The organism is Gaoshiqia hydrogeniformans (assembly GCF_049347105.1).
Taxonomy (GTDB): Bacteria; Bacteroidota; Bacteroidia; order Bacteroidales; family Prolixibacteraceae; genus Gaoshiqia; species Gaoshiqia hydrogeniformans.
In genome coordinates, this window is record NZ_CP186334.1 from 858,678 (window position 1) to 879,700 (window position 21,023).

At 46.4% G+C, this 21,023-nt stretch carries 21 protein-coding genes; 18 read left to right on the forward strand and 3 right to left on the reverse strand.

Annotated elements, in window-relative coordinates; genetic code table 11:
* Positions 1 to 57 precede the first annotated feature (57 nt).
* From ACOIT5_RS03580 to ACOIT5_RS03635, 12 genes are all read left to right on the forward strand, one after another.
* Entirely contained in the window at positions 58 to 969 is a 912-nt protein-coding gene (locus ACOIT5_RS03580; protein ID WP_423129094.1) for a lysophospholipid acyltransferase family protein, read from the forward strand.
* A gap of 17 nt (positions 970 to 986) precedes the next feature.
* Positions 987 to 1,502, forward strand: a complete 516-nt coding sequence (locus ACOIT5_RS03585) for a hypothetical protein (protein ID WP_423129095.1) — start codon at positions 987 to 989, stop codon at positions 1,500 to 1,502.
* 52 nt (positions 1,503 to 1,554) lie between these two features.
* On the forward strand, positions 1,555 to 2,016 hold the full coding sequence (locus tag ACOIT5_RS03590; RefSeq protein ID WP_423129096.1) for an META domain-containing protein: 462 nt from the start codon (positions 1,555 to 1,557) through the stop codon (positions 2,014 to 2,016).
* Positions 2,017 to 2,188: 172 nt separating this feature from the next.
* The gene (locus tag ACOIT5_RS03595) at positions 2,189 to 3,115 is read left to right on the forward strand and encodes an ABC transporter ATP-binding protein (protein ID WP_423129097.1); all 927 of its coding nucleotides are present in this window, start codon (positions 2,189 to 2,191) and stop codon (positions 3,113 to 3,115) included.
* Positions 3,116 to 3,119: 4 nt separating this feature from the next.
* Complete coding sequence (locus ACOIT5_RS03600) at positions 3,120 to 4,463, forward strand: ABC transporter permease (RefSeq protein ID WP_423129098.1); 1,344 nt, start codon at positions 3,120 to 3,122, stop codon at positions 4,461 to 4,463.
* 216 nt (positions 4,464 to 4,679) lie between these two features.
* Positions 4,680 to 5,594: a phosphatase gene (locus ACOIT5_RS03605; protein WP_423129099.1), complete on the forward strand. Its 915-nt coding sequence runs from the start codon at positions 4,680 to 4,682 to the stop codon at positions 5,592 to 5,594.
* Positions 5,595 to 5,629: 35 nt separating this feature from the next.
* Positions 5,630 to 6,793, forward strand: a complete 1,164-nt coding sequence (locus ACOIT5_RS03610; RefSeq protein WP_423129100.1) for a sigma-54-dependent transcriptional regulator — start codon at positions 5,630 to 5,632, stop codon at positions 6,791 to 6,793.
* Between the two features lie 384 nt (positions 6,794 to 7,177).
* Positions 7,178 to 7,660: a pantetheine-phosphate adenylyltransferase gene (gene coaD, locus ACOIT5_RS03615; RefSeq protein WP_423129102.1), complete on the forward strand. Its 483-nt coding sequence runs from the start codon at positions 7,178 to 7,180 to the stop codon at positions 7,658 to 7,660.
* Positions 7,653 to 9,068 (forward strand): peroxiredoxin family protein, encoded by a 1,416-nt coding sequence (locus tag ACOIT5_RS03620; RefSeq protein ID WP_423129103.1) that lies wholly within the window; start codon positions 7,653 to 7,655, stop codon positions 9,066 to 9,068. Before coaD ends, ACOIT5_RS03620 begins: the two co-directional genes overlap by 8 nt.
* 125 nt (positions 9,069 to 9,193) lie before the next feature.
* Positions 9,194 to 10,069 carry an AraC family transcriptional regulator gene (locus ACOIT5_RS03625; RefSeq protein ID WP_423129104.1) on the forward strand — a complete coding sequence of 292 codons (876 nt, stop codon included), beginning with the start codon at positions 9,194 to 9,196 and terminating at the stop codon, positions 10,067 to 10,069.
* Positions 10,070 to 10,184: 115 nt separating this feature from the next.
* Entirely contained in the window at positions 10,185 to 10,919 is a 735-nt protein-coding gene (locus ACOIT5_RS03630; protein ID WP_423129105.1) for a methyltransferase family protein, read from the forward strand.
* A gap of 2 nt (positions 10,920 to 10,921) precedes the next feature.
* Positions 10,922 to 12,472: a pyridoxal phosphate-dependent decarboxylase family protein gene (locus ACOIT5_RS03635; RefSeq protein WP_423129106.1), complete on the forward strand. Its 1,551-nt coding sequence runs from the start codon at positions 10,922 to 10,924 to the stop codon at positions 12,470 to 12,472.
* A 161-nt stretch (positions 12,473 to 12,633) separates the two neighbouring features.
* Here ACOIT5_RS03635 and ACOIT5_RS03640 read toward each other — a convergent pair whose 3' ends face one another.
* Positions 12,634 to 13,260: an NUDIX hydrolase gene (locus tag ACOIT5_RS03640; protein WP_423129107.1), complete on the reverse strand. Its 627-nt coding sequence runs from the start codon at positions 13,258 to 13,260 to the stop codon at positions 12,634 to 12,636.
* Between the two features lie 33 nt (positions 13,261 to 13,293).
* Between ACOIT5_RS03640 and pyrE the strand changes: the two genes are divergently transcribed.
* The 6 genes from pyrE to ACOIT5_RS03670 all read left to right on the forward strand — a co-directional run bounded on the left by pyrE (position 13,294) and on the right by ACOIT5_RS03670 (position 18,103).
* The gene (gene pyrE / locus ACOIT5_RS03645; protein WP_423129108.1) at positions 13,294 to 13,926 is read left to right on the forward strand and encodes an orotate phosphoribosyltransferase; all 633 of its coding nucleotides are present in this window, start codon (positions 13,294 to 13,296) and stop codon (positions 13,924 to 13,926) included.
* A 153-nt stretch (positions 13,927 to 14,079) separates the two neighbouring features.
* Positions 14,080 to 14,529, forward strand: a complete 450-nt coding sequence (locus ACOIT5_RS03650; RefSeq protein WP_423129109.1) for a hypothetical protein — start codon at positions 14,080 to 14,082, stop codon at positions 14,527 to 14,529.
* Positions 14,530 to 14,565: 36 nt separating this feature from the next.
* On the forward strand, positions 14,566 to 15,597 hold the full coding sequence (gene mnmH, locus ACOIT5_RS03655) for a tRNA 2-selenouridine(34) synthase MnmH (protein ID WP_423129110.1): 1,032 nt from the start codon (positions 14,566 to 14,568) through the stop codon (positions 15,595 to 15,597).
* A complete protein-coding gene (gene selD, locus ACOIT5_RS03660) occupies positions 15,590 to 16,621 on the forward strand; it encodes a selenide, water dikinase SelD (RefSeq protein ID WP_423129111.1) in 1,032 nt (343 codons plus the stop codon). Before mnmH ends, selD begins: the two co-directional genes overlap by 8 nt.
* A 171-nt stretch (positions 16,622 to 16,792) precedes the next feature.
* Positions 16,793 to 17,503 carry a hemerythrin domain-containing protein gene (locus ACOIT5_RS03665; RefSeq protein WP_423129112.1) on the forward strand — a complete coding sequence of 237 codons (711 nt, stop codon included), beginning with the start codon at positions 16,793 to 16,795 and terminating at the stop codon, positions 17,501 to 17,503.
* Positions 17,504 to 17,506: 3 nt separating this feature from the next.
* Positions 17,507 to 18,103 (forward strand): response regulator transcription factor, encoded by a 597-nt coding sequence (locus ACOIT5_RS03670; RefSeq protein WP_423129113.1) that lies wholly within the window; start codon positions 17,507 to 17,509, stop codon positions 18,101 to 18,103.
* A gap of 18 nt (positions 18,104 to 18,121) precedes the next feature.
* Here ACOIT5_RS03670 and ACOIT5_RS03675 read toward each other — a convergent pair whose 3' ends face one another.
* Together ACOIT5_RS03675 and ACOIT5_RS03680 are read right to left on the reverse strand one after the other, a co-directional pair.
* The gene (locus ACOIT5_RS03675) at positions 18,122 to 19,507 is read right to left on the reverse strand and encodes a S41 family peptidase (protein WP_423129114.1); all 1,386 of its coding nucleotides are present in this window, start codon (positions 19,505 to 19,507) and stop codon (positions 18,122 to 18,124) included.
* Positions 19,508 to 19,628: 121 nt separating this feature from the next.
* Complete coding sequence (locus ACOIT5_RS03680) at positions 19,629 to 20,993, reverse strand: gluconate:H+ symporter (protein ID WP_423129115.1); 1,365 nt, start codon at positions 20,991 to 20,993, stop codon at positions 19,629 to 19,631.
* Positions 20,994 to 21,023 lie beyond the last annotated feature (30 nt).

Sequence of the window (21,023 nt, forward strand, 5' to 3'; positions counted from 1 at the left end):
AACAAAAATCAGACCCTACCTAAAAAAAACTTATTTTTGCAGACAACATAACATTTTATGAAAAAAATACTGAACCGTTCTGTTGTTCTCTTTCTAAAAGCTTTGGGAAGGTTGCCCTTTTCGGCAATCTATCTCCTGTCCGATTTTCTGTTTGTCGTGATCTATCACCTGATCGGTTATCGCAGAAAAGTGGTTTACGCCAACCTGCATAATTCATTTCCGGAAAAAGGAGAACCGGAGATTAAACAGATCGCCCGAAACTATTATCGCCATTTTTGCGACCTTTTTCTGGAATCGCTGAAACTCGGGTACATGACGGAAAAACAATTGGATGAACGAATCGTTTTACTCCCGCCTGATCAAACAGAAGCTTATTACAGGCAAGGCAAAAGTTTCATTGCGCTGGGTATGCATTACAATAACTGGGAGTGGAGCTGCAGCATGCAACGGAAAGTAAGCCATCAGGTAGTGGTGGTCTTCAATCCGTTAAGAAACAACCCTGAAATGGATAATTATTTGCGGAACATCCGCGAACGTTTTGGCAGTCAAACCATCCCGATGCAACAAGCTGCGCGGAAGGCGCTGCAATTTAACAGCGCCAAAAGACCTGGCTCCCTGGTTCTGGCTGCCGACCAAACTCCGCCTCAAAACGCGCAGTTCTGGACCACCTTTCTGAACCAGGAAACTCCCTTCTTTGCCGGCCCGGTGAAAATAGCCATTAAAACCAACCAGCCGGTATTCTTTCACCTCACCAGAAAGCTTGCCCGGGGTAAATACCAGGTAGAATTGATTGAACTGATCCCTGAACCTGCCAAAGTGAGTGAAGAGACCATTTTGCTGGCTTATGTGAATATGATGGAAAAATACATCCTGGAGACCCCGGAATACTGGCTTTGGTCGCACCGCAGGTGGAAACACAAGCGGCCGGAACATATCCCGTTAATCGAACGGAAAAAGCAGACTGATTAGATTAATTTCCTATCCTGATGAAACAATTTGTAAGCATATTGGTCTTTATTCTTTTGGGGTTCGGAAGCTTTTCCCAGAGCCGGTTGGCAACCGAATTTCAGAAATCGCTGAAATTAACCCAACAAGCCTGGGATTACAGCCAGCAGGTTGCCGGCTACTTTTCGCTGTACAACGGTGCAGCCGACCTGGAAGAAATCAAATACCACAGTTTTGATGCACTTACCGGGATGGACAGCCTGTATGTTTACGCCAAAAAAGCCGAATTTCAGGCAACCGATGCCTCTTACTCGGCCAAAGAGTTTAATCAACCGGCAATCTCCAGACAAGCGGAACAAGCTGCCGGTTACCTTCGCCTGGCCGGTCAATCATTGCTGGAAACACAAAACAAACTCAACCTGATTTTTGATGAAACGGTCTATTCGTCCGTGGCCATTCAAATAAACCAGGCGCTCGACTTATTCAGCGATACCCGCAAACAACTCAAAATGGCCGAACGCGAGTTAAAACTGGCTATAAAATCGATCGGCAATTGATCATTTGGCTCGCATTTTGCATCAGGCTGTTCCGAACGATAAAAACCATACGATGCGGTCCGCTTATTTATTCCTCTTGTTTTTGGTAATCCAGTCCTGCACGGGAAGTCAACAACTTCTTCTCCCGGGAAAAGTACATGAAACCAATTTGCGGGAAGGTGATTTCAACATCCAGTTGACGAGTCCGATCGAAAACATTCGCTGGGAACTGGAACAAATCAACGAACAAGCGCTTTCGGATGACATCCGGAAACCCTACGTAAAAATTCAGCCGGAACTAAACAGGCTGCAAGGATTTGCCGGTTGCAATCAATTTAACGGTCAACTTGAAATCGCCGGTGATTCACTTTACATCGGACGAATAATCTCCACCAAAAAAGCCTGCCTGCAGCTCGAGCTCGAAAACCGGTTCCTAACAATGCTCCGGGAGAAAAACTGGCGTTTCAGCACAGCAAACAAACTGCTCTTTTTAGAAAATGCCCATGACAGATTGATTTTCCGCGAATCAGAATGATTCATCGCCACCCTGCCGTAAATATAAATACCATCCTTCTATGAAGGACGAATTCCCGGATAGATGTATTCGTCCGAAAAAAACGACTGTTTGCCGAAAAAACAAATTGACCCGACAGGTATTTTACTTAATTTCGGGCTGAATTGAAACCGGAAAAATAAAAAACCTCTGTATGGAACTATTTAAAGCGACTGAAGTTGTAAAAGATTACGCCGGGCACCGGGCGCTCGACCAGGTCAGCATTTCGGTGGAAGAGCAGTCTGTATTCGGACTGCTGGGTCCCAACGGGGCCGGCAAAACGACCCTGATCCGGATTATCAACCAAATTACCGCCCCCGATGCGGGCGAATTGTATTTCAAAGGACGCAGGTTCAAATCAACCGACATCGAATCGATCGGTTACCTGCCCGAGGAACGCGGGCTTTATAAAAAAATGAAAGTAGGCGAACAAGCATTGTACCTGGCTCAGCTAAAAGGCATGTCGCGGCATGATGCCCTGAAAAGCCTGAAAGTTTGGTTTGAAAAGTTCGAGATTCAACCCTGGTGGAACAAAAAAGTAGAAGAGCTTTCGAAAGGAATGCAGCAGAAGGTTCAGTTTGTGACCACCGTCATTCACAAACCGCAATTACTGATTTTTGACGAGCCTTTCAGCGGTTTCGACCCCATCAACACCAACCTGCTGAAAAACGAAATCCTCCAGCTGAAAGAAAATGGCGCAACCATCATCTTCTCAACCCATAACATGGCTTCGGTTGAGGAAGTTTGCGACCACATTGCGCTGATCAACAAATCACAAAAAATACTGGACGGCAACATTTTCGACATCAAAGAACGCTACAAACAAGGTATTTTCGAGATTGAAACCGCCGAAACCGATGATGTTTCCCTCCTCTTTTCTTCCAACGGTTTTAAACTGATTGAGCATGAGCGGCGGGGAATACGCCAGCGCGTAAAGTTCCAGGAAACCCGGGGCGAAACAAATAACGAATTGTTGCAAAAACTGATAGGAAAGATGGAGATCAGCGCTTTTCGCGAGGTAATCCCCAGCATGAATGAAGTATTTATCCAGGTTGTTGAACAAGCTAACCAAAAAAACTAAGGACATGAACAAAGGACTGATCATTTTAAAACGCGAATACCTGACCCGCGTCCGGAAAAAATCGTTCATCATTTTAACGCTGCTGGTCCCTTTTCTTTTTGCCGCTTTCACGGTTCTTCCGGCCTGGCTCGCCATGCAGGACGACAAAGAAGAACGCACCATCGCGGTTTACGACGGAACGGGCATCTTCCTGGGACGACTGGACAATACTGATTATACCCGATTTCACTTTGTGCCCGAACAGGAATACCTTCAACTAAAGGACAACATTAAACAAAGCGGGTTTTACGCCGTCCTGTTTATTCCGCCCAACATCCTGACTGTCAGCCGAGCCCAGCTGTTTTCAGATAAACAGGTGACGATTGATATTAAAAACCTGATCGGGAAGAAACTCGGTAACATCATCGAAAACGACAAAAGGCAACAAGTGATCGATCAATCGGGTATTCCCGACCTGGAGAATAAACTGGCAGCCACCAAGACCAGCATTAACCTCGAAACCATCAAGGTGGACGACCAGGGCGCCCAGGTGAAAAGCTCGACCGAAATCGCAATGGCCGTTGGCTATGCCGCCGGTTTCATCATTTACATGTTTGTTTTTATTTACGGCGCAATGGTGATGCGCGGGGTGATGGAAGAAAAAACCAACCGGATTGTTGAGGTAATCATTTCATCGGTAAAACCCACCCAGCTGATGTTTGGAAAGATTATCGGCATTGGACTGGTTGGGCTAACCCAGCTGTTATTCTGGATCCTTATCTTTGCCGCAATCATCACCGGGGTACAAACCTTTTCGGGAGTCGACGAAGCCCAGGCAATCCGCCAATCACAAAACCTGATGGACACTTCGGGCATTGCCCTGCAGCAAGCCGGGGGCGGACAGGAAAACATGGTGATTGAAATCGTCGACCTGATCAGCAACTTAAACCTGCCACTGATTCTGGGATGCTTTCTGTTCTTTTTTCTGGGAGGTTTTCTGATGTATGCTTCTTTGCTGGGAGCAGTCGGCTCGGCCGTCGACCACGAAGAAGATGCACAGCAACTGATGATGCCCGTTACAATCCCCCTGATTTTTTCGATCATCATTCTCTTTCCGGTGATCAAAAATCCGGAAGGGACACTGGCTTTCTGGGCTTCCATGATCCCGCTCACCTCTCCCGTTATCATGACCGTTCGCGTGCCCTTTGGCGTGCCTGCCTGGGAGCTGCTGTTGTCGATGAGTATTTTATTGGTTTCAATTTGGGGAACAATCTGGATGGCCGGTAAAATTTACCGAACCGGCATTTTAATGTACGGAAAGAAAGTCAATCTTAAAGAAATTGTTAAGTGGTTGGTTTACCGGAATTAAAATCAGATAAAAAAGTATTTATTTGCAATCTTTTCTTTATCTTGTTGAAGATTAGCAAACAGAAAATCTTCATTTTGCATTGACATAGTTCTGAGGGCCTTCTGATGACGGAAGGCTTTCTTTTTTTGTTTTTTCTGCCTAAATACAAAAAGATGCGAAAACCAATACGCTCTACCTGCAAATTTTATCTTTGCACAAATATGAACTTCAACTAACATGAAACTGGCCGTCATCGATTTGGGAACAAATACCTGCAATTTGCTGATTGCCGGGATTAACGAAAAGAACTACCGGATTTTACACCAGGGAAAGCTGGGTGTAAAACTGGGCAAAGACGGAATTGACAGGAACCTGTTAAGCCGGGAGGCATTTTCGCGGGCAACAGCCGCGCTGAACCAACACCGGGAAACCATCGCCTCGTTTCAGGCAGACCGGGTGGTGACGATTGCCACCTCGGCAGTTCGCGATGCCGCCAACAAAGATGCGTTTACCGCTCATCTGCAAAAAGAAACCGGACTGAGACTTTCGGTCATCTCAGGCAACGAAGAAGCGCAACTTATTTTCCAGGGCGTAAAACTCGCCTTCAATTCCATCCCCGATGATAACCTGATCCTGGATATTGGCGGGGGAAGCAACGAATTCATTCAAACCAAAAACAACGGGATTCACTGGAAAGAGAGTTTCCCGCTGGGCATGGCCCGCGTGGTGGAACAGTTCTCTCTGTCGGACCCGATCAGTGAAAAAGAGATTTCGGCCATTGAAACTTATTTTGAACATGGCCTGGGCACGCTTTGGAAACAGCTTGCCGGAACCAAAATTTCCCGCCTGATTGGTTGCTCCGGGGCGTTCGACACGCTGGCCGACCTGATTGACCAAACACCGCCGGGGAGCAAACAACGGGTGAAGCAATCAATAAACCTGACTGATTTTCAATACATTGCCGAAAAAATCATCCGTTCGACCAAAGCCCAGCGCGAAAAAATGACCGGGATGGAACCACTGAGGGTAGAAATGATTGTACCGTCGTTTCTTTTTATCCGGCTTATTCTTAACCGCTTAAAACCGGCCGAAATGGCACAAACCGATTTTGCCCTCCGGGAAGGCGTTTTGTACGAATGGATTAATCATTAATTTTGAAACAATAATTCAACAAAAAAAACAAGCACATGTCAAAAATATTAGTAATCGACGATGAACGCAGTATCCGCAATACGCTGAAAGATATCCTTGAATACGAACAGTACCAGGTTGATTTGGCCGAAGATGGCAACCAGGGACTCGAACTAATCCGCAAAAACGAGTACGATATTGTATTGTGCGACATCAAAATGCCGGGAATGGACGGACTGGAAGTACTCGGTAAAGTACAGGAATTATCGCTGGATGCGCCGGTCGTGATGATCTCCGGACATGGCAATATCGACACGGCCGTGGAATCGATCAAAAAAGGGGCTTTTGATTTTATTGAAAAACCCCTCGACCTGAACCGCCTGCTGATTACCATCCGCAATGCTATGGACAAGTCGAATTTACTGACCGAAACCAAGGTCTTGAAAAAGAAAGTCAGCAAAAAATACGAAATGGTCGGGAGTTCGGCTGCCATCAAAAAGATTACCGATATGGCCGACCGGGTGGCCCCCACCGATGCCCGCGTGCTGATTACCGGCGCCAACGGAACCGGCAAGGAACTGGTTGCCCGCAGGCTACACGAAAAAAGCAACCGCTCTTCCGGGCCTTTTGTCGAGGTAAACTGCGCCGCCATTCCTTCAGAACTAATTGAAAGCGAACTATTTGGACATGAAAAAGGCGCTTTTACCTCTGCGGTAAAACAACGTAAAGGAAAATTTGAACAAGCCAACGGCGGTACGCTGTTTCTCGATGAAATTGGCGATATGAGCCTTTCGGCACAGGCAAAAGTGCTGCGGGCGCTTCAGGAGAACATCATCACCCGGGTTGGAGGCGACCAGCCGATCGCGGTGAATGTTCGCGTGGTAGCCGCCACCAATAAAAATATCAGCGAGGAAATCAGCAAAGGGCATTTTCGCGAAGACCTGTACCACCGTCTGAGCGTGATCCTGATCCAGGTGCCCGCGTTAAACGAACGGGCAGAAGATATTCCTGAACTGGCCAACTATTTTATAACCCAAATTTGCGGGGAATACGGTATGCCTGTGAAAAAAATCACCCCCGATGCCATCAACAGGTTACAAAGTATGACCTGGACCGGAAACATCCGCGAATTCAGAAATGTGATTGAGCGTTTAATCATTCTTTGCGATAAAGTAATCACCGGCGACGACGTTTTGGCTTTTGCCGCGCCTCTCCAATAATCCGCTGTTTGGCACAAAAGCAGAATATTCAATGAAATAAACCGTGAAAATCAGGGAATTTTCAAAAAAACAAAAAACAACTTCCGGGATTTGTTGTTATAAAGTCAACAAAGCAGAAAACGCCGGTTCTGCAAAGACATTGAAAAGCAAACCTCTGAGTACGGAAAGTTATATGTTGTTGTCATGGCGTATTTTTTAACATCTAATTCCGGTCGATTACCGGATCACTAACCGTTATTCAGAGGTTTCCCTATTTTTCCCGGTCTCGTCAATCCAGTTCAACACACTCGATCAATCCGGCCTGCCGGTCCAATTAAATCAGGGATATTCGGAAATTTCCGAATATTATCATTTATATTTGGTGACTGAACAAAAACAGAACACATGGATAAAATTGCCATATTCCCGGGTTCATTCGACCCTTTTACCATCGGACATGAAAGCGTTGTCCGCCGGGCCATTCCCATGTTCGACAAGATTGTGATCATGATTGGCTACAACACCAACAAACAATCATTTTTTAAACTCGAAAAGCGGCTGAAATGGGTGAAGCAGGTTTTTGCCGATGAACCCAAGATTGAAGTGATGCCGCACGAGGGCCTGACCGTTGATTTTTGCAAGAAGGTGGGAGCCGCTTATATTTTAAGGGGCTTACGTACTTCTGCCGATTTTGAATATGAAAGGGCCATCGCGCAGGTCAACAAAAAAATGCACCCGCAAATCGAAACCGTATTTTTACTGACGATGCCCGAACATACGCCGGTAAACTCCACCATCGTCCGCGATATCATCCTGCATGGCGGCGATGCCAGCATGTTTTTACCCAAAGGGTTAAATATGGATGAATTTTTTAAAGAAGATGAATAAGCTGTTTCTGTTTTACCTGCTCATTTTTTTTGCCTTTCCGGCATATAACCAGAACACCGTCCGCCTCGTTGGGAATGCCCCGGATTACCAGGGACGGACGATCGAAATTTACCGGACCGAAGATCCGATATCGGGAACGACTAAGTCTCTGGTTAAACTAAACCTCAAGCCCGATGGCTCGTTTGACGCGACTTTTCAATTGGATGAAACGAGCTTATGCCTGGCCGATTTTGACAGCTGGCGGGCACAAATTTACCTGGAGCCGGGAAAAAGCTACCAACTTGTTTTTCCGCCGTTACAGCAAGTCGGCGAAGCAGAAAGGCGTAACCCCTTTTTTCGGGCCAACATCATTCCTTTTGGTTTACAAAATGTCAGGTCCGATGATTTGAACCGGATGATCCAATCGTTTGAACAGGCTTATTCGACCCAGGAGAACACGCATTTCAACCGGATATTCCACGATCAATCACCGGCTGCCGTCGATTCGCTGAAAACCAAACTGCGCCAGCAATTTTCCGATTCGGGCCACGCTTATTTCGAAGACTACAAGTTTTACCGCATAGCCTCAGCCGAATACGCGCTTCACCAGGGACGAAATGAATCGTTTGCAGCAGCTTGTTTTGTAAAACACAGTCCCAATCTGCAAATTCCGACCTGTTACCGGCTGTTTGAGCAGCTGTTCACAAATTATTTTGCCATACTGTCCAATGCCTTGGACGGCGACGAATTCAGGAACCTGGTTGGAAAGGCCGATTTAAGCGGCATCGAAAATTTTCTGCTCGCACAAAAGGGCTGGGACCAAAACCTGTCGCGGCTGGTTATTCTGAAATCAATTCATGATGCCTTTTACCAGGGACAATTTCCACAAAAAAGCCTAATTGCTTTGTTAGATAAGATCGGGCAGGGCAGCTGGCCGGCATCCCGCAAAGAAACAGCCCGTTTATTGAAATCGAAACTCACTTACCTGCTTCCTGGTAATGAAGGGCCGGAAATCAGCTTCACCGGGTTTGACGGCAAGGGGCACCGCCTTTCGGAATACCGCGGAAAGTATGTTTACCTGCATTTTACCAGTGTGACCAATCCCATCTGCCGGCAACATCTCGATCACCTGAAAAGTTTTCCGGAGGCGCTGGCGGGGCAGGTTCATATCATACACCTCATCCCGGAAACCGAACTGGGTAAAAAAGACCTCATCCAACAACAAAACTGGCCAGGGGAATTTTTTAGCTGTCCAAAAGCAGAGGCCGACAAATACCGGGTACGCACTTTCCCTACGGCCTACCTGCTGACACCGGCCGGTAAACTGGAACTGGCGCCGGCCCTTAACCCCCTTGACGGATTTGACCGGCAATTTTCAGGTTTGTTGAAGCAAAAACAACTGGAAGAATTCCGGAATCAGGTCAGATAAGAACGAAGTAATTCTTTCAGGCTGCTATTCGCGTCAACGAAGAAAAGGTAAATCCAACCATTAAGCAGGTTCAGTTGTTAACTAATCAGATCAATTTTTTCAACGCTGCTTAAATGAAACTATAAATGTTTAACCTTTACGAAGATAGCCTTACCGCCAATTACCGCCGGCTGGAATGCGATGGCCTTTTATTCGTGGAGTACCAATGTTTGTCTGATTCAAGAGAGATTTATGACTTATGGTCGCCTTACGCGCACCTGGTTTATGTGACTTCGGGAAATAAAACGTGGATCACTCCCGACGGGGAATTTCCGGCATCGCCAGGCGATGCGGTTTACTGCAAAAAAGGCGCGTGTATCATGCGAAATTCCTATGAAACAGATTTTTGCGCTTTGATTTTTTTCTTTCCAAAAGATTTTATCCGGGAGGTCGTGCTGGAGTATCAGGTGAACCTTAAAAACAACGAATCAGAAGAACAAAATAATTTTCAGATCCTGAGGATGAATGTTGATGCCAACCTGAGATTATTCTTTGAATCTGTTTCCACCTATTTTCTTCAGAATGCTGTTCCGTCAAAACACTTGCTCAAATTAAAATTTAAGGAATTACTCCTTCAGATACTGACAACAAATTACAACCCCCTGCTCAAAGCCTATTTTCTTTCAACACTCAGTGAAACAAGAGAAAATATCGAATCGGTGATGAGAAAAAACCTCCTGTTTAATTTGTCAATGGAAGCATATGCCAGGCTCTGCAACCGCAGCCTTTCTTCGTTTAAAAGGGATTTTAAAAAAGCTTTTGGCATTCCCCCCTTGCAATGGATTATGGAAGAGCGACTTAAATATGCCAGATCCAGGTTATTAGCGACCGAAGAACATATCAACGACATTGCATTTTATTCGGGTTTTGAATCAACGCCGCATTTTATCCGGTGCTTCAAAAAGCATTTTGGCCTGCCGCCACTCCAATTCAGACTACAATCGGAAAAATCTGAGAACTAATCTGTTCAATATCCAAATCATCAATTATTTGAGCTTATCAGACAATCATGTCTTTTTTAATGCTTCTACCTTTGCTGAACAGATTTTCATTTTTTACTTATTAAAAATAAAAGACATGAAAAAGACATTAAGCGCAGTTTATGCATTATTCTGTTATGCGATCGGTTTCCTTTCGCTTTTATACTGGATTGCATCGACAGGTAATCTGTTTCCGGAAGCGTCGATTGACGGCGTTCCCGTCATGGATACCGGTTCGGCCATCCTGAAAAATCTGGGCCTCGTCTTTCTGTTCGGAATCCAGCACACCGTTATGGCCCGCAGGGGTTTCAAAAAATGGATCATCCGTTTTATTCCGGCTCATCTTGAGCGCAGTACCTATGTTTTGGCAACCGGAATCGCACTTACGCTGCTGGTTTGGCAATGGGAGCCGCTTGGTGGTGTGATTTGGCAGGTTAGTAACGAATCTGTTTGGTACAACGTATTGTATGGCATGTTCTTCACCGGATGGGTGATTCTGTTTATCAGTACTTTTTTGATCAATCATTTTGATCTTTTCGGACTGAGGCAAGCCTATCTCCGCATCAGAAATGAGCCTTACAAAGCAATTGATTTTAAAGTAGTTGCTTTTTATAAATATTCACGGCACCCGCTGTACCTGGGCACCCTGATTGGCATTTGGTCAACCCCGTTGATGACAGTCACGCACCTGGTCTATTCACTGTTACTGACCACCTACATTCTGGTCGGTCTTTATTACGAAGAAAAAGATTTGATCCATGTTTTTGGCGAACAATACCTTGCCTACAAACGATCGACACCCCGTATTATTCCAATTAAACTAAAACAGTAACGATGAAAACATTAACCGGTAAAAACACAACATTAAACATGGGCGCTGACGAATTTCGAAGTGCAGCGCACGAACTGACGGAACGCATTGCCACTTTCATGGAAGAATTGCCTGAAATGAACGTGACCAAAGGAGAAAATCCCATCGCCATTCGGTCGTTCCTGACCAATAAAAGCTTACCGCTGCAGGGTGAAGAATCCCGGGAAATTCTCAAAGAGGCTTCTGAACTGCTTTTCGGTCATTCGCTGTTCAATGGCCATCCCCGGTTTTGGGGATACATTACCTCATCGGCAGCTCCAATTGGCGCATTAGCAGACTTTCTTGCTTCGTCGGTCAATGCCAATGTGGGCGCATTTGCCTTGTCGCCAATGGCTACCGAAATCGAACAACAGACCATTGCCTGGCTGTCTGAATTAATTGGTTATCAAGCTAATAGCGGAGGAATATTTGTAAGTGGCGGGAACATGGCCAATTTTTTAGGTTTTTTAGCCGCCCGGAGAAATAAAATCGGGGAAAAGATCCGGGAAGAAGGCTTAGCCGGTCTTCCCCTAAAACCAGTGATCCAACCATGGGGGGCTTATTCGCAGGTTCCGTTTCCTAAACCGGGAAAAAAACATTTTACCGTTTATTGCGCCAAAGGAACCCACACCTGGATTCAAAAAGCAGTTGATCTATTTGGCCACGGAACCGATTCCATCCGTTGGATCGACTTAACCGACTCCCAGCAAATGTCCGTAACACATTTACAGGAACAAATCAGGATTGATATCCGACAAGGGCACCAACCTTTCCTGGTCGTCGGAAACGCCGGATCGGTATCCACCGGCACAGTTGATCCGCTTCGCGAAATTGCAAACTTTTGTAAAACCCGGGATTTATGGTTTCATATTGATGGCGCTTACGGGGCGCCGGCGGCGGTCGTTCCTGAATTAGCTAATCTTTTCGACGGATTGGCTGAGGCTGATTCCATTGCGCTTGACCCGCATAAGTGGCTATACAGTCCGTTGGAGGCTGGCTGCATCCTGGTTCGCGACCGAAAATATTTGCACGACGCCTTCAGTTTCAACCCGGAGTATTACAACTTTGGCGGAAATGGCTATGACCAGCCAGTCAATTTTCATGAATATGGCATGCAAAATTCCAGGGGGTTCAGGGCGCTTAAAGTCTGGATGTCGATCAAACAAATGGGAAAAAACGGATTAACAGACATGATCAGGAACAACATCAACCTATCAGAAAAGCTGTTTCATCTGGTTCAGGAAACTCCTGATTTGCAAGCGATCTCACAAAACCTGAGTATCACGACTTTTCGGTATGTCCCGTCAGATATTGAAGATGAAGTTTATCTTAACAAACTGAATCAGGAGTTGCTCAATAAGCTGCAATCAGGCGGCGAAGTGTTTCTCAGCAACGCCATTGTGAATGGCCACTATTGCCTGAGACCATGCATCGTCAACTTCCGGACAAGCTATGCCGATCTGGAAGCTTTGGTCAGCATTGTGCTGCGTGAGGGAAAAAAGATTCATGAATCGTTGTTGGTTACGATCGAATGACAGCGGCATTTCTGATGATTTACCGGTTTGGGCCGGCCTGATGAGTTGGAACCATCGCTTTTTGCATTTGCCGATAATTATGAACGTTTCCGGATTTTTGTTTTTTGGGCATCAGCCCGCACAAATAACCAGAGAAACAGAGAATTGGAAAAATTCCGGAATCAGGTCAGATAAGAACGAAGTAATTCTTTCAGGCTGCCATAAGTCGATGCAAACACCTCGTCCAGCTCATCCATCGCGAACCAGCGGACTTCGTCGATATCTTCCTCCTCCTGGGGCGAAGTATTCCCGTTTCCGGTATGAAGCATTTCGAACCAGCTTGTTTCTTTCCAAACCAGCCTGTTCGCTCCCTTTATGTATGGCGACTGATAAATATGACAGGTGTTTTGCAATTGACGAAGGATTTGCACCTGATCCAACCCGCATTCTTCTTTTACTTCGCGGATAGCCGCCTGCCGAAGCGATTCCTTTTTTTCAACTTTCCCTTTCGGTAAATCCCATCGTCCCAAACGTTTAATGAACAAAATATTCCCTTTACCATCTTTAACCAGGCCGCCGGCAGCCCGGATATAAGACATCTTCCCGGGCAATTCATCCAGTAACTTTTCATTTATTAAACAATTCAGAATAAGTTTTTTAGCATATTTCTGCCGGTCTAAATCCGAAATCAGCCTGAAAAAATCGCCAAAATCCTCAATATCAATATTTTGATAAATGTTATCTTTAAATGAATTATTAATTTCAGACCTCAGCAACAGCAGATACTCATTAAAAAAAACTTTGTACATTTGCGATGAATTCAGTATTAAACATTTAACATTATGCAAGACATCCACCTGGAAGTAACGAAAAAGCTCGTACAAATTAACACAATAAAAATCCAACCTTCAAATCCTTTTACCTGGGCTTCAGGCTGGAAAGCTCCGATTTATTGCGACAACCGGAAATTGTTGTCGTACCCCGAAGCGCGTACCTTTGTGCGTGATCAGTTTGTAAAACTCATCCGCGAAAAATATCCTGAAACAGAAGTCATTGCCGGGGTAGCAACCGGGGCAATTGCCCACGGGATGCTGGTGGCCCAGGAACTTGGCCTGCCATTTATTTACGTCCGCGCGAAACCGAAAGACCACGGTCTGGAAAACCTGATTGAAGGAGACCTGAAGGTAGGACAAAAAGTTGTGGTGATTGAGGACCTGGTATCAACAGGTGTCAGTAGCCTGAAAGCAGCAGAAGCAATCACCAACTTTGGCGGCGATGTATTGGGTATGCTGGCGATTTTCACCTACAATTTCCCGGTTGCAAAAGAAAACTTTGCCAAAGCCGGCATCGAACTGACAACATTGAGTCGTTACAAAACATTAATTGAAGTTGCTCTGGAGTCGGGTGAGATCAAAGAATCCCAGGTAGAGTCGTTGAACAAATGGCGGGAAGATCCGGCCAACTGGGGAAAATAATTCCGGAATATGATTTTTTCATTATAATACAGACATCCCCGGCCCTGTCGGGGATTTTTTTGTTTACACCAGCCGGAGGGAAAGAAAATCGCAGACCGGATTAGCAGCTTTAGCGCTTTTTTCAAACCTTTGCATCATATAAATTCAAAGACCATGAGCATTCAGAAATACATCAGCGATATTAAACTCATTGAGCAGAACCAGGAGGTGGTGTTCAATTACCTGTCGAACTTCGAAAACCTGTCGCAATACGTTAACGAAGGCCTGTTATCAAAAATTAACGAGTCGGTTCCCCAAATCACGGTCAGCAATTTTGAATCAGACGCCGATTCGTGCCGGTTCAATATTTCGGGAATGGGACAGGCCGAGATCCGGATCATTGAACGTGAACCGGCAAAAACCATTAAGATTTCAAGTTCGGGCGGACTGCCCATCGGCATCACCTTCTGGATCCAGTTGTTGCCGGAATCGCCCTACCAGTCGAAAATGAGACTGACCTTGCATGCCGAGATGAGCATGATGATCAAAATGATGGTGAACAAAAAACTCGAAGACGGGATCAACCAGTTGGCCGACATGCTGACCAGGCTTCCCTACCGCTAGAGCTGATTTGTCAAAAACACGAATTTGTCTGGCCATATGATCCAACGACTGTCCATTCATCAATACGACGAGCAGTTCCGGCACCTGCCCGTAATTGATGTGCGTTCACCCGGCGAACATCAGAAAGGACATATCCCCGGCGCGGTGAATATCCCTTTGTTCTCGGATGGTGAACGGGCTGAGGTGGGGACCGTGTACGTTCAGCAGTCACGCGAAAAAGCAATTGAACTGGCTTATCACCTGGTGGCCCCGAAGCTGGATCAGTTCATCCTTCAGTCGGAGCGAGTCGCGCCCGGCAAAAACCTTATTATTCACTGCTGGAGGGGTGGGATGCGCAGCTCTTCCTTTGCGCAACACCTGGCTGATAATGGGTTCGGGCAGGTTTATGTTCTGGAAGGCGGTTACAAAGCTTACCGAAATTACGTACTCGATTTTTTTGCCCAACCGTTTAAACTCCGGATTTTGGGCGGCTATACCGGGAGCGGAAAAACCCGGCTGCTGAAAGAGTTCAAGGCCAGAGGCCTGCAGGTGATCGACCTGGAAGGATTGGCCCGGCACAAAGGCTCGGCTTTTGGCGGGATTAATCAACCGCCGCAACCCACAACCGAACAGTTCGAGAATAATCTGCATGATGAGTTCCGACGGTTAGATCCTGAAAAACCAATTTGGCTGGAAGACGAAAGCCACAACATCGGGTGTGTGAAAATTCCGATCAGCCTGTTTAATCAAATGCGGGAACAAACGGTCTTTTTTCTGGATATTCCCAGAGCAAAGCGTATCGACCTGTTAGTTGAAGAATACGGAAATTGCCCGCCTGCACAGCTGGCCTGCTCCGTTGAACGGATTTCGAAACGGCTGGGAGGCCTTGCAACAAAAGAAGCGATCCGCTACCTGGAAGACGGCAACTATCGCGAAGTGGTACAGCGGACCCTCCATTACTACGATAAATCTTACCTGAAAGGAATTGGGATGCGCGACCCGTCAAAGGTCAGCTACATCGCTCTGCAAAGCGCCAATCCTCAGGAAAATGCAGACCTAATTTTAAACTTTTTTTACGGCAATGAATGACATCAAACTCACCCAATACAGTCATGGCGCCGGCTGCGGTTGCAAAATATCGCCCCGGGTATTAAGCGCCATCCTGCATCAAACAATCGAGCCGATCCACGACTCCCGTTTGCTGGTCGGCAACGAAAGCCGCGATGATGCGGCGGTTTATGATATGGGCGACGGAACGGCCATCATCAGTACGACCGACTTTTTCATGCCCATTGTGGACGACCCGTTTACCTTTGGAAGAATTGCGGCCACCAACGCGATCAGCGATGTGTACGCCATGGGCGGAAAACCCTTGCTGGCCATTGCCATCCTGGGATGGCCGGTTAACAAGCTGGCTCCCGAAATAGCGCAGCAAGTGATGGACGGCGGACGGCAGGCCTGCAAAGATGCCGGAATTTGCCTGGCCGGGGGACACAGCATTGACAGTCCCGAACCCATTTTCGGACTGGCAGTTACCGGGCAGGTGTCGCTTAAAAAACTAAAACAAAACAACACCGCCACGGCAGCTTGTAAACTCTACCTGACCAAACCGCTTGGCGTAGGCATCTTTACAACTGCCCAGAAGCAAGGAAAACTGAAACCCGAACATGCCTGCATTGCGCCCGGCTCCATGTCGGAGTTAAACCAAATCGGAGAAGAACTGGCCGAGATAAACGGCATTACAGCCATGACCGATGTAACCGGCTTTGGCTTACTGGGCCACTTAACCGAGATGTGTGAAGGAAGCAAACTGTCGGCTTTGATTGAATTTGACAAGATCCCGCGTTTCCCCGAATTGGACGATTATATCGCGCAAAACTGCATCCCCGGCGGCACCCACCGCAACTGGGACAGCTACGGGCACCACGTTCAACTGCGTAACGAGCAGGAGAAATTAATTCTTTGCGACCCGCAGACCAGCGGCGGCCTCCTGATTGCCGTTGATCCGGCGGCAATTGACCAGGTAGAGCAACTGCTGACTAGCCATCAGGTTCAAGCCGTTCCCTTTGGGTACCTCACTCCACAAACCGAAAAACTGATCACCTTGATTTAAAATTATCCGGGACGATAAAAAGATAAAGGCATTTACAGGAAACATAAGCACGAAAAAGTATCCGGAAGGTCAAGGTTTATTCAACCAATAAGCAGTTTAACTGTTATTAAAAAGGTTAATCATCCGTTTCAGCGCCGCAGGTGGCGCATGAAAAATCAAACTAAAATACCCATGAAGATTTTTAAAAGAGACGATAAAATGAGTTCGCTGGTGGCAAGCAATTACAACCTGCTTCCTGTCATAAACCGCTTTGGCATCCGGTTGGGCTTCAAGGAAAAAACAATAGGCGAACTGTGTGAAAGCCAGGAAATCAACACCGATTTCTTTCTGGCCATTGTGAACACGTACAACGATGAGAATTATTTTCCTGAAAGCGAGCTGCTGTCGTTCTCTCCGGTATTACTGATTGATTACCTTAAGAATACACATGCGTATTACATCAGTTACGTGTTGCCAAAAATTGAACGACTTCTGAATCAGGTGTTACTTAGTTGTAAAAAAAACTGTTCGAGCCTAAAAATGATCAGCTCGTTCTACCAGAAATACAAAACCGAGTTGCTCGCTCACCTTCAGCTTGAAGATGAAAAGGTTTTTCCGTATATCATCGATTTGTTCAGGAACAGAAAACTGAAAGACAACCACACCTCCATTCACGACTACGAAGAACAACACACCAATGTGGAGGAAAAGCTGAGCGACCTGAAAAATCTGGTCATCAAATACCTGGAACCCGGATATAATTCCAACGACATGAACGAGTTTTTATTCGCCTTATTCCAGTTTGAAAAAGATTTGTACGATCATGCCCGGATCGAGGATAACATTTTGATTGTACAGGTAATCAAGCTTGAAGAAGAACTAAGAGATGAGTCACACCGCTAAAGCATGGAAGAGAACGTATTTATTATTCATCCCTCTGAAATAATTCGGAAAGGCCTGGCCTGGATCCTTCAGGAATATTTTAACCTGGAGATTACCCAATTGGGCTCGGTGCATGATCTGTCTTCGTTTTTAGCGATCAGTAATAACCTCATCATTGTCATCCACGAAACCGGACAGAAGATTCCTGGTGAAGTGGAGGAAAAACTCAGGAAACACAACCAGGTCTTTCTGGTCGGTTTTACCGGGAAAAACAGTAAGCCTGATTTACCGTACGAATATGAGTTAAACGAACTGTCATCGGCCTTGCAAATTCAGAAACTGATCCAGGTCATCCGAAAATCAGCCAGCAAACAGAAAACCAGTCCGGTGGAAAACGGCGATTTAACGATCCGCGAAAAGGATGTGATCAGGCATATCGCGCTCGGATTTTTCAATAAAGAAATTGCCGACCGACTGAATATCAGCATCCACACCGTCATTTCGCACCGGAAAAACATTACTGAAAAACTCAACATCAAATCAATCTCCGGCCTCACCATGTATGCCATTATGAACAACCTGATTGATATGACCGATATCAACCCCGAAGAATTGATCTGATTGCCTGAAAACTGAATTTTACTTTTCGAACCCGATGCGGGGAACAATCAGGTTTTGTTTCAGCAGCTCTTCTTTCGGAACTACCTGTTGCCGCAGAATCTCCGTTTTTGCCGACTTCACCGAAGCAACAGCCGTTTCTCCTGTGATCAGTTCAATGGCTTTGGCCAGCATCGGGTCTGACGGATCGCCAAAGGGAACTGCCCCGAAAATGTCATCGTCCATCGGGTAATCCGGTTGCAGTCCGTTTACAAAGTCGGTATAGCCGTTTTTATTGGCATATTTCATCACAATGGGGATCATCGCCCACTGCTCATCGTCATCTGCCATCACCCAGGCGCCGGCATATTTTCCGTAGGTCGCTTCACCAATATGAATCACATCCATATAAGGCTCCAAACCGGTCATCAGTAATTCGCTGGCCGACGCGGTGCGGTCGGTTGCCAGGAAATAAACCCGTTGCAGGTTTGCATTGGCCCCGACCTCGGTAAACCGATAGGCTAGATAATGCGCGTACTGCGTACTGTAATATTCGAGATAGGCCTGTAAATCATTGTTGTATCTCATATTCACCAGCACGTCTTTGGCTGCCACCACGCTGGCAGGGGCAATAGCCGATGCCAGGTAAGCCGCAGCATCAATTTCCCCCCCGGGGTTATACCGTAAATCCACCACCAGGTCGGTAATACCGCTGGTATTAAACTCCGTGAAAATATTATCCAGCGCATGAAGGAACACATCCTGATCACCCGAAATAAATTCCACATAAGCCAAATAACCTATTTTATGACTGTTTACCGTGATCACTTCATGATGAATGGAAGGGTTTGTCGTGGTAACACGGGCGGTCATACTCAACGAGGTTCCCGTTGGGCTGATGACATTATTATTGATCGCGCCAAGTTGTACCGAGTAGCTCGTACCCGAATACAAGCTGTAATAGTTGCTGGTATTCAAATTGGTATTATTGATCGAAATAATCAGGTCGCCCCGTTTCAATCCGGCACCGGCGGCCGCCGATCCCGGGTAAACATATTTTACAACCATCACAACACTGCTGTTATCCTGAAGCAGGTAAAAAGCCGGGGCATAGCCCATCGTGACCGGAACGCCGCTGTACTCGGCCGCCAGAGATGGGTAATCATCTGTAATCCACGACCATTCATCTTCCGTGTCATAGACCAGTTTATAGAAGTATTCCTCCGAATCGGCCTCTTTTGTTTCATCAATATTCGGAATTTTATTATTCCAGAAATAAAGATCCTCCATGTTTTCTTTGATCCAGGCATTGCGGGAAAGCACCTCCGCAGGAATGGGTTCTTCCTCGATATCATTGTCATCCTTACAGGAAAATACCAGGGCCGGTATAAGAAAAACCAATAATAACCGATATGAAAACTTCTTCATGATAAAAAAATTAGTGTACTGTAAAGTTATGATTTCAAGAGATACGGACAATAAAGAAACGTAACTTTAATCGATAAATTATCAGTTTGCTGTTTATTCTTCCTTTGCGGAAACGGCAGGTTCAGGCCCCCCGCAGCAGAAAACTCACCAGGAGTACCATCAGGAAACCGACTACCGAAATGAGAGTTTCCATGATCGTCCAGGAACGTAAGGTTTCTTTTTCATTCATACCGAGGTACTTACCGACCAGCCAAAAACCGCTGTCGTTCACATGCGAAAGGATGGTTGAACCGGCAGCAATGGCGATCACGACCAGCGCCTTATCTATTTGGCTGAGATCGAACAGACCGATCATGGGGGCCATCAGTCCGGCTGCAGTAATCATGGAAACAGTTGCTGATCCCTGGATAACCCGTACAAGCGCAGCAATCAGGTAAGCCAGCACCAGCGGCGGCATGGCCGAACCGGCCAGCTTTTCAGCCAGCATGGCCCCAACCCCGCTGTCGATCAGAATCTGCTTAAATACGCCTCCTGCTCCGGTCACCAGGATAATCAGACCGGCCGGGCCAAGCGCCTTATTGGAAAGTTTCATCAGTTGGTCTTTGTTAAAGCCGCGTTTGATGCCGAGAACGTACATAGCCAGTAAGGTTGAAATGATCAGCGCCGTAAACGGGTGCCCCAATAAACCGATAGTTTGATAAACCGTTTGGTTTCGCAGAATCCCCTTAATGAAAAGCACTTCGGCTACCGAATTGGCAACAATCAGGAGTAGAGGCAAGGCGATGATTAAAATAATTGTCCGGAACGGCGGCAACTCTTTTGTGCCTGGCGCAGGTTCTTTTTCCGAAAAATAATCCGGAACGGCCACCTGGATCTTACGGCTGATGTATTTCCCGAAAACCGGGCCTGCAATGATGGCTGTCGGTAAACCAATGATAAATCCCATGATGATGATCCAGCCCAATTGGGCATCCAGAATTTCGGCCACAGCAACCGGCCCCGGGGTTGGGGGAATGAAGGCATGAGTGACCGCCAGGCCGGCTAAAAGCGGAATCGCGTAATACAAGATCGATCGTTTCGACTGTTTGGTCAGCTCGTAAACAATGGGAATCAGAATGATGAAGCCCACATCCAGAAACACCGGGATTGCTACGATGAAGCCGGTAAGCACCAGGGCCCACGAAGCCCTCTTATCTCCAAAATGTTTGATCAAACTCTGAGCAATGGCCTCTGCTCCGCCCGACGACTCAAGCATTTGTCCGAAAATTGCCCCCAAGCCGACAACCGTGGCAACGAAACCCAGGGTATTGCCCATCCCGTCTTTCATGCTTTTTATTATCAGGTTGAAGTCCATGCCTGCCATCAGCCCGACTGCAATGCTGACAATCAGCAACGAAATAAACGCATGGATTTTCAGCTTCAATACGAGAAATAACAAAAGCAGGATGGCAAACGCGATTCCGGCAATTAATAAGATTTCGTTCATGATGGTTGGTTTAGCCCGTTAGAAAATCCT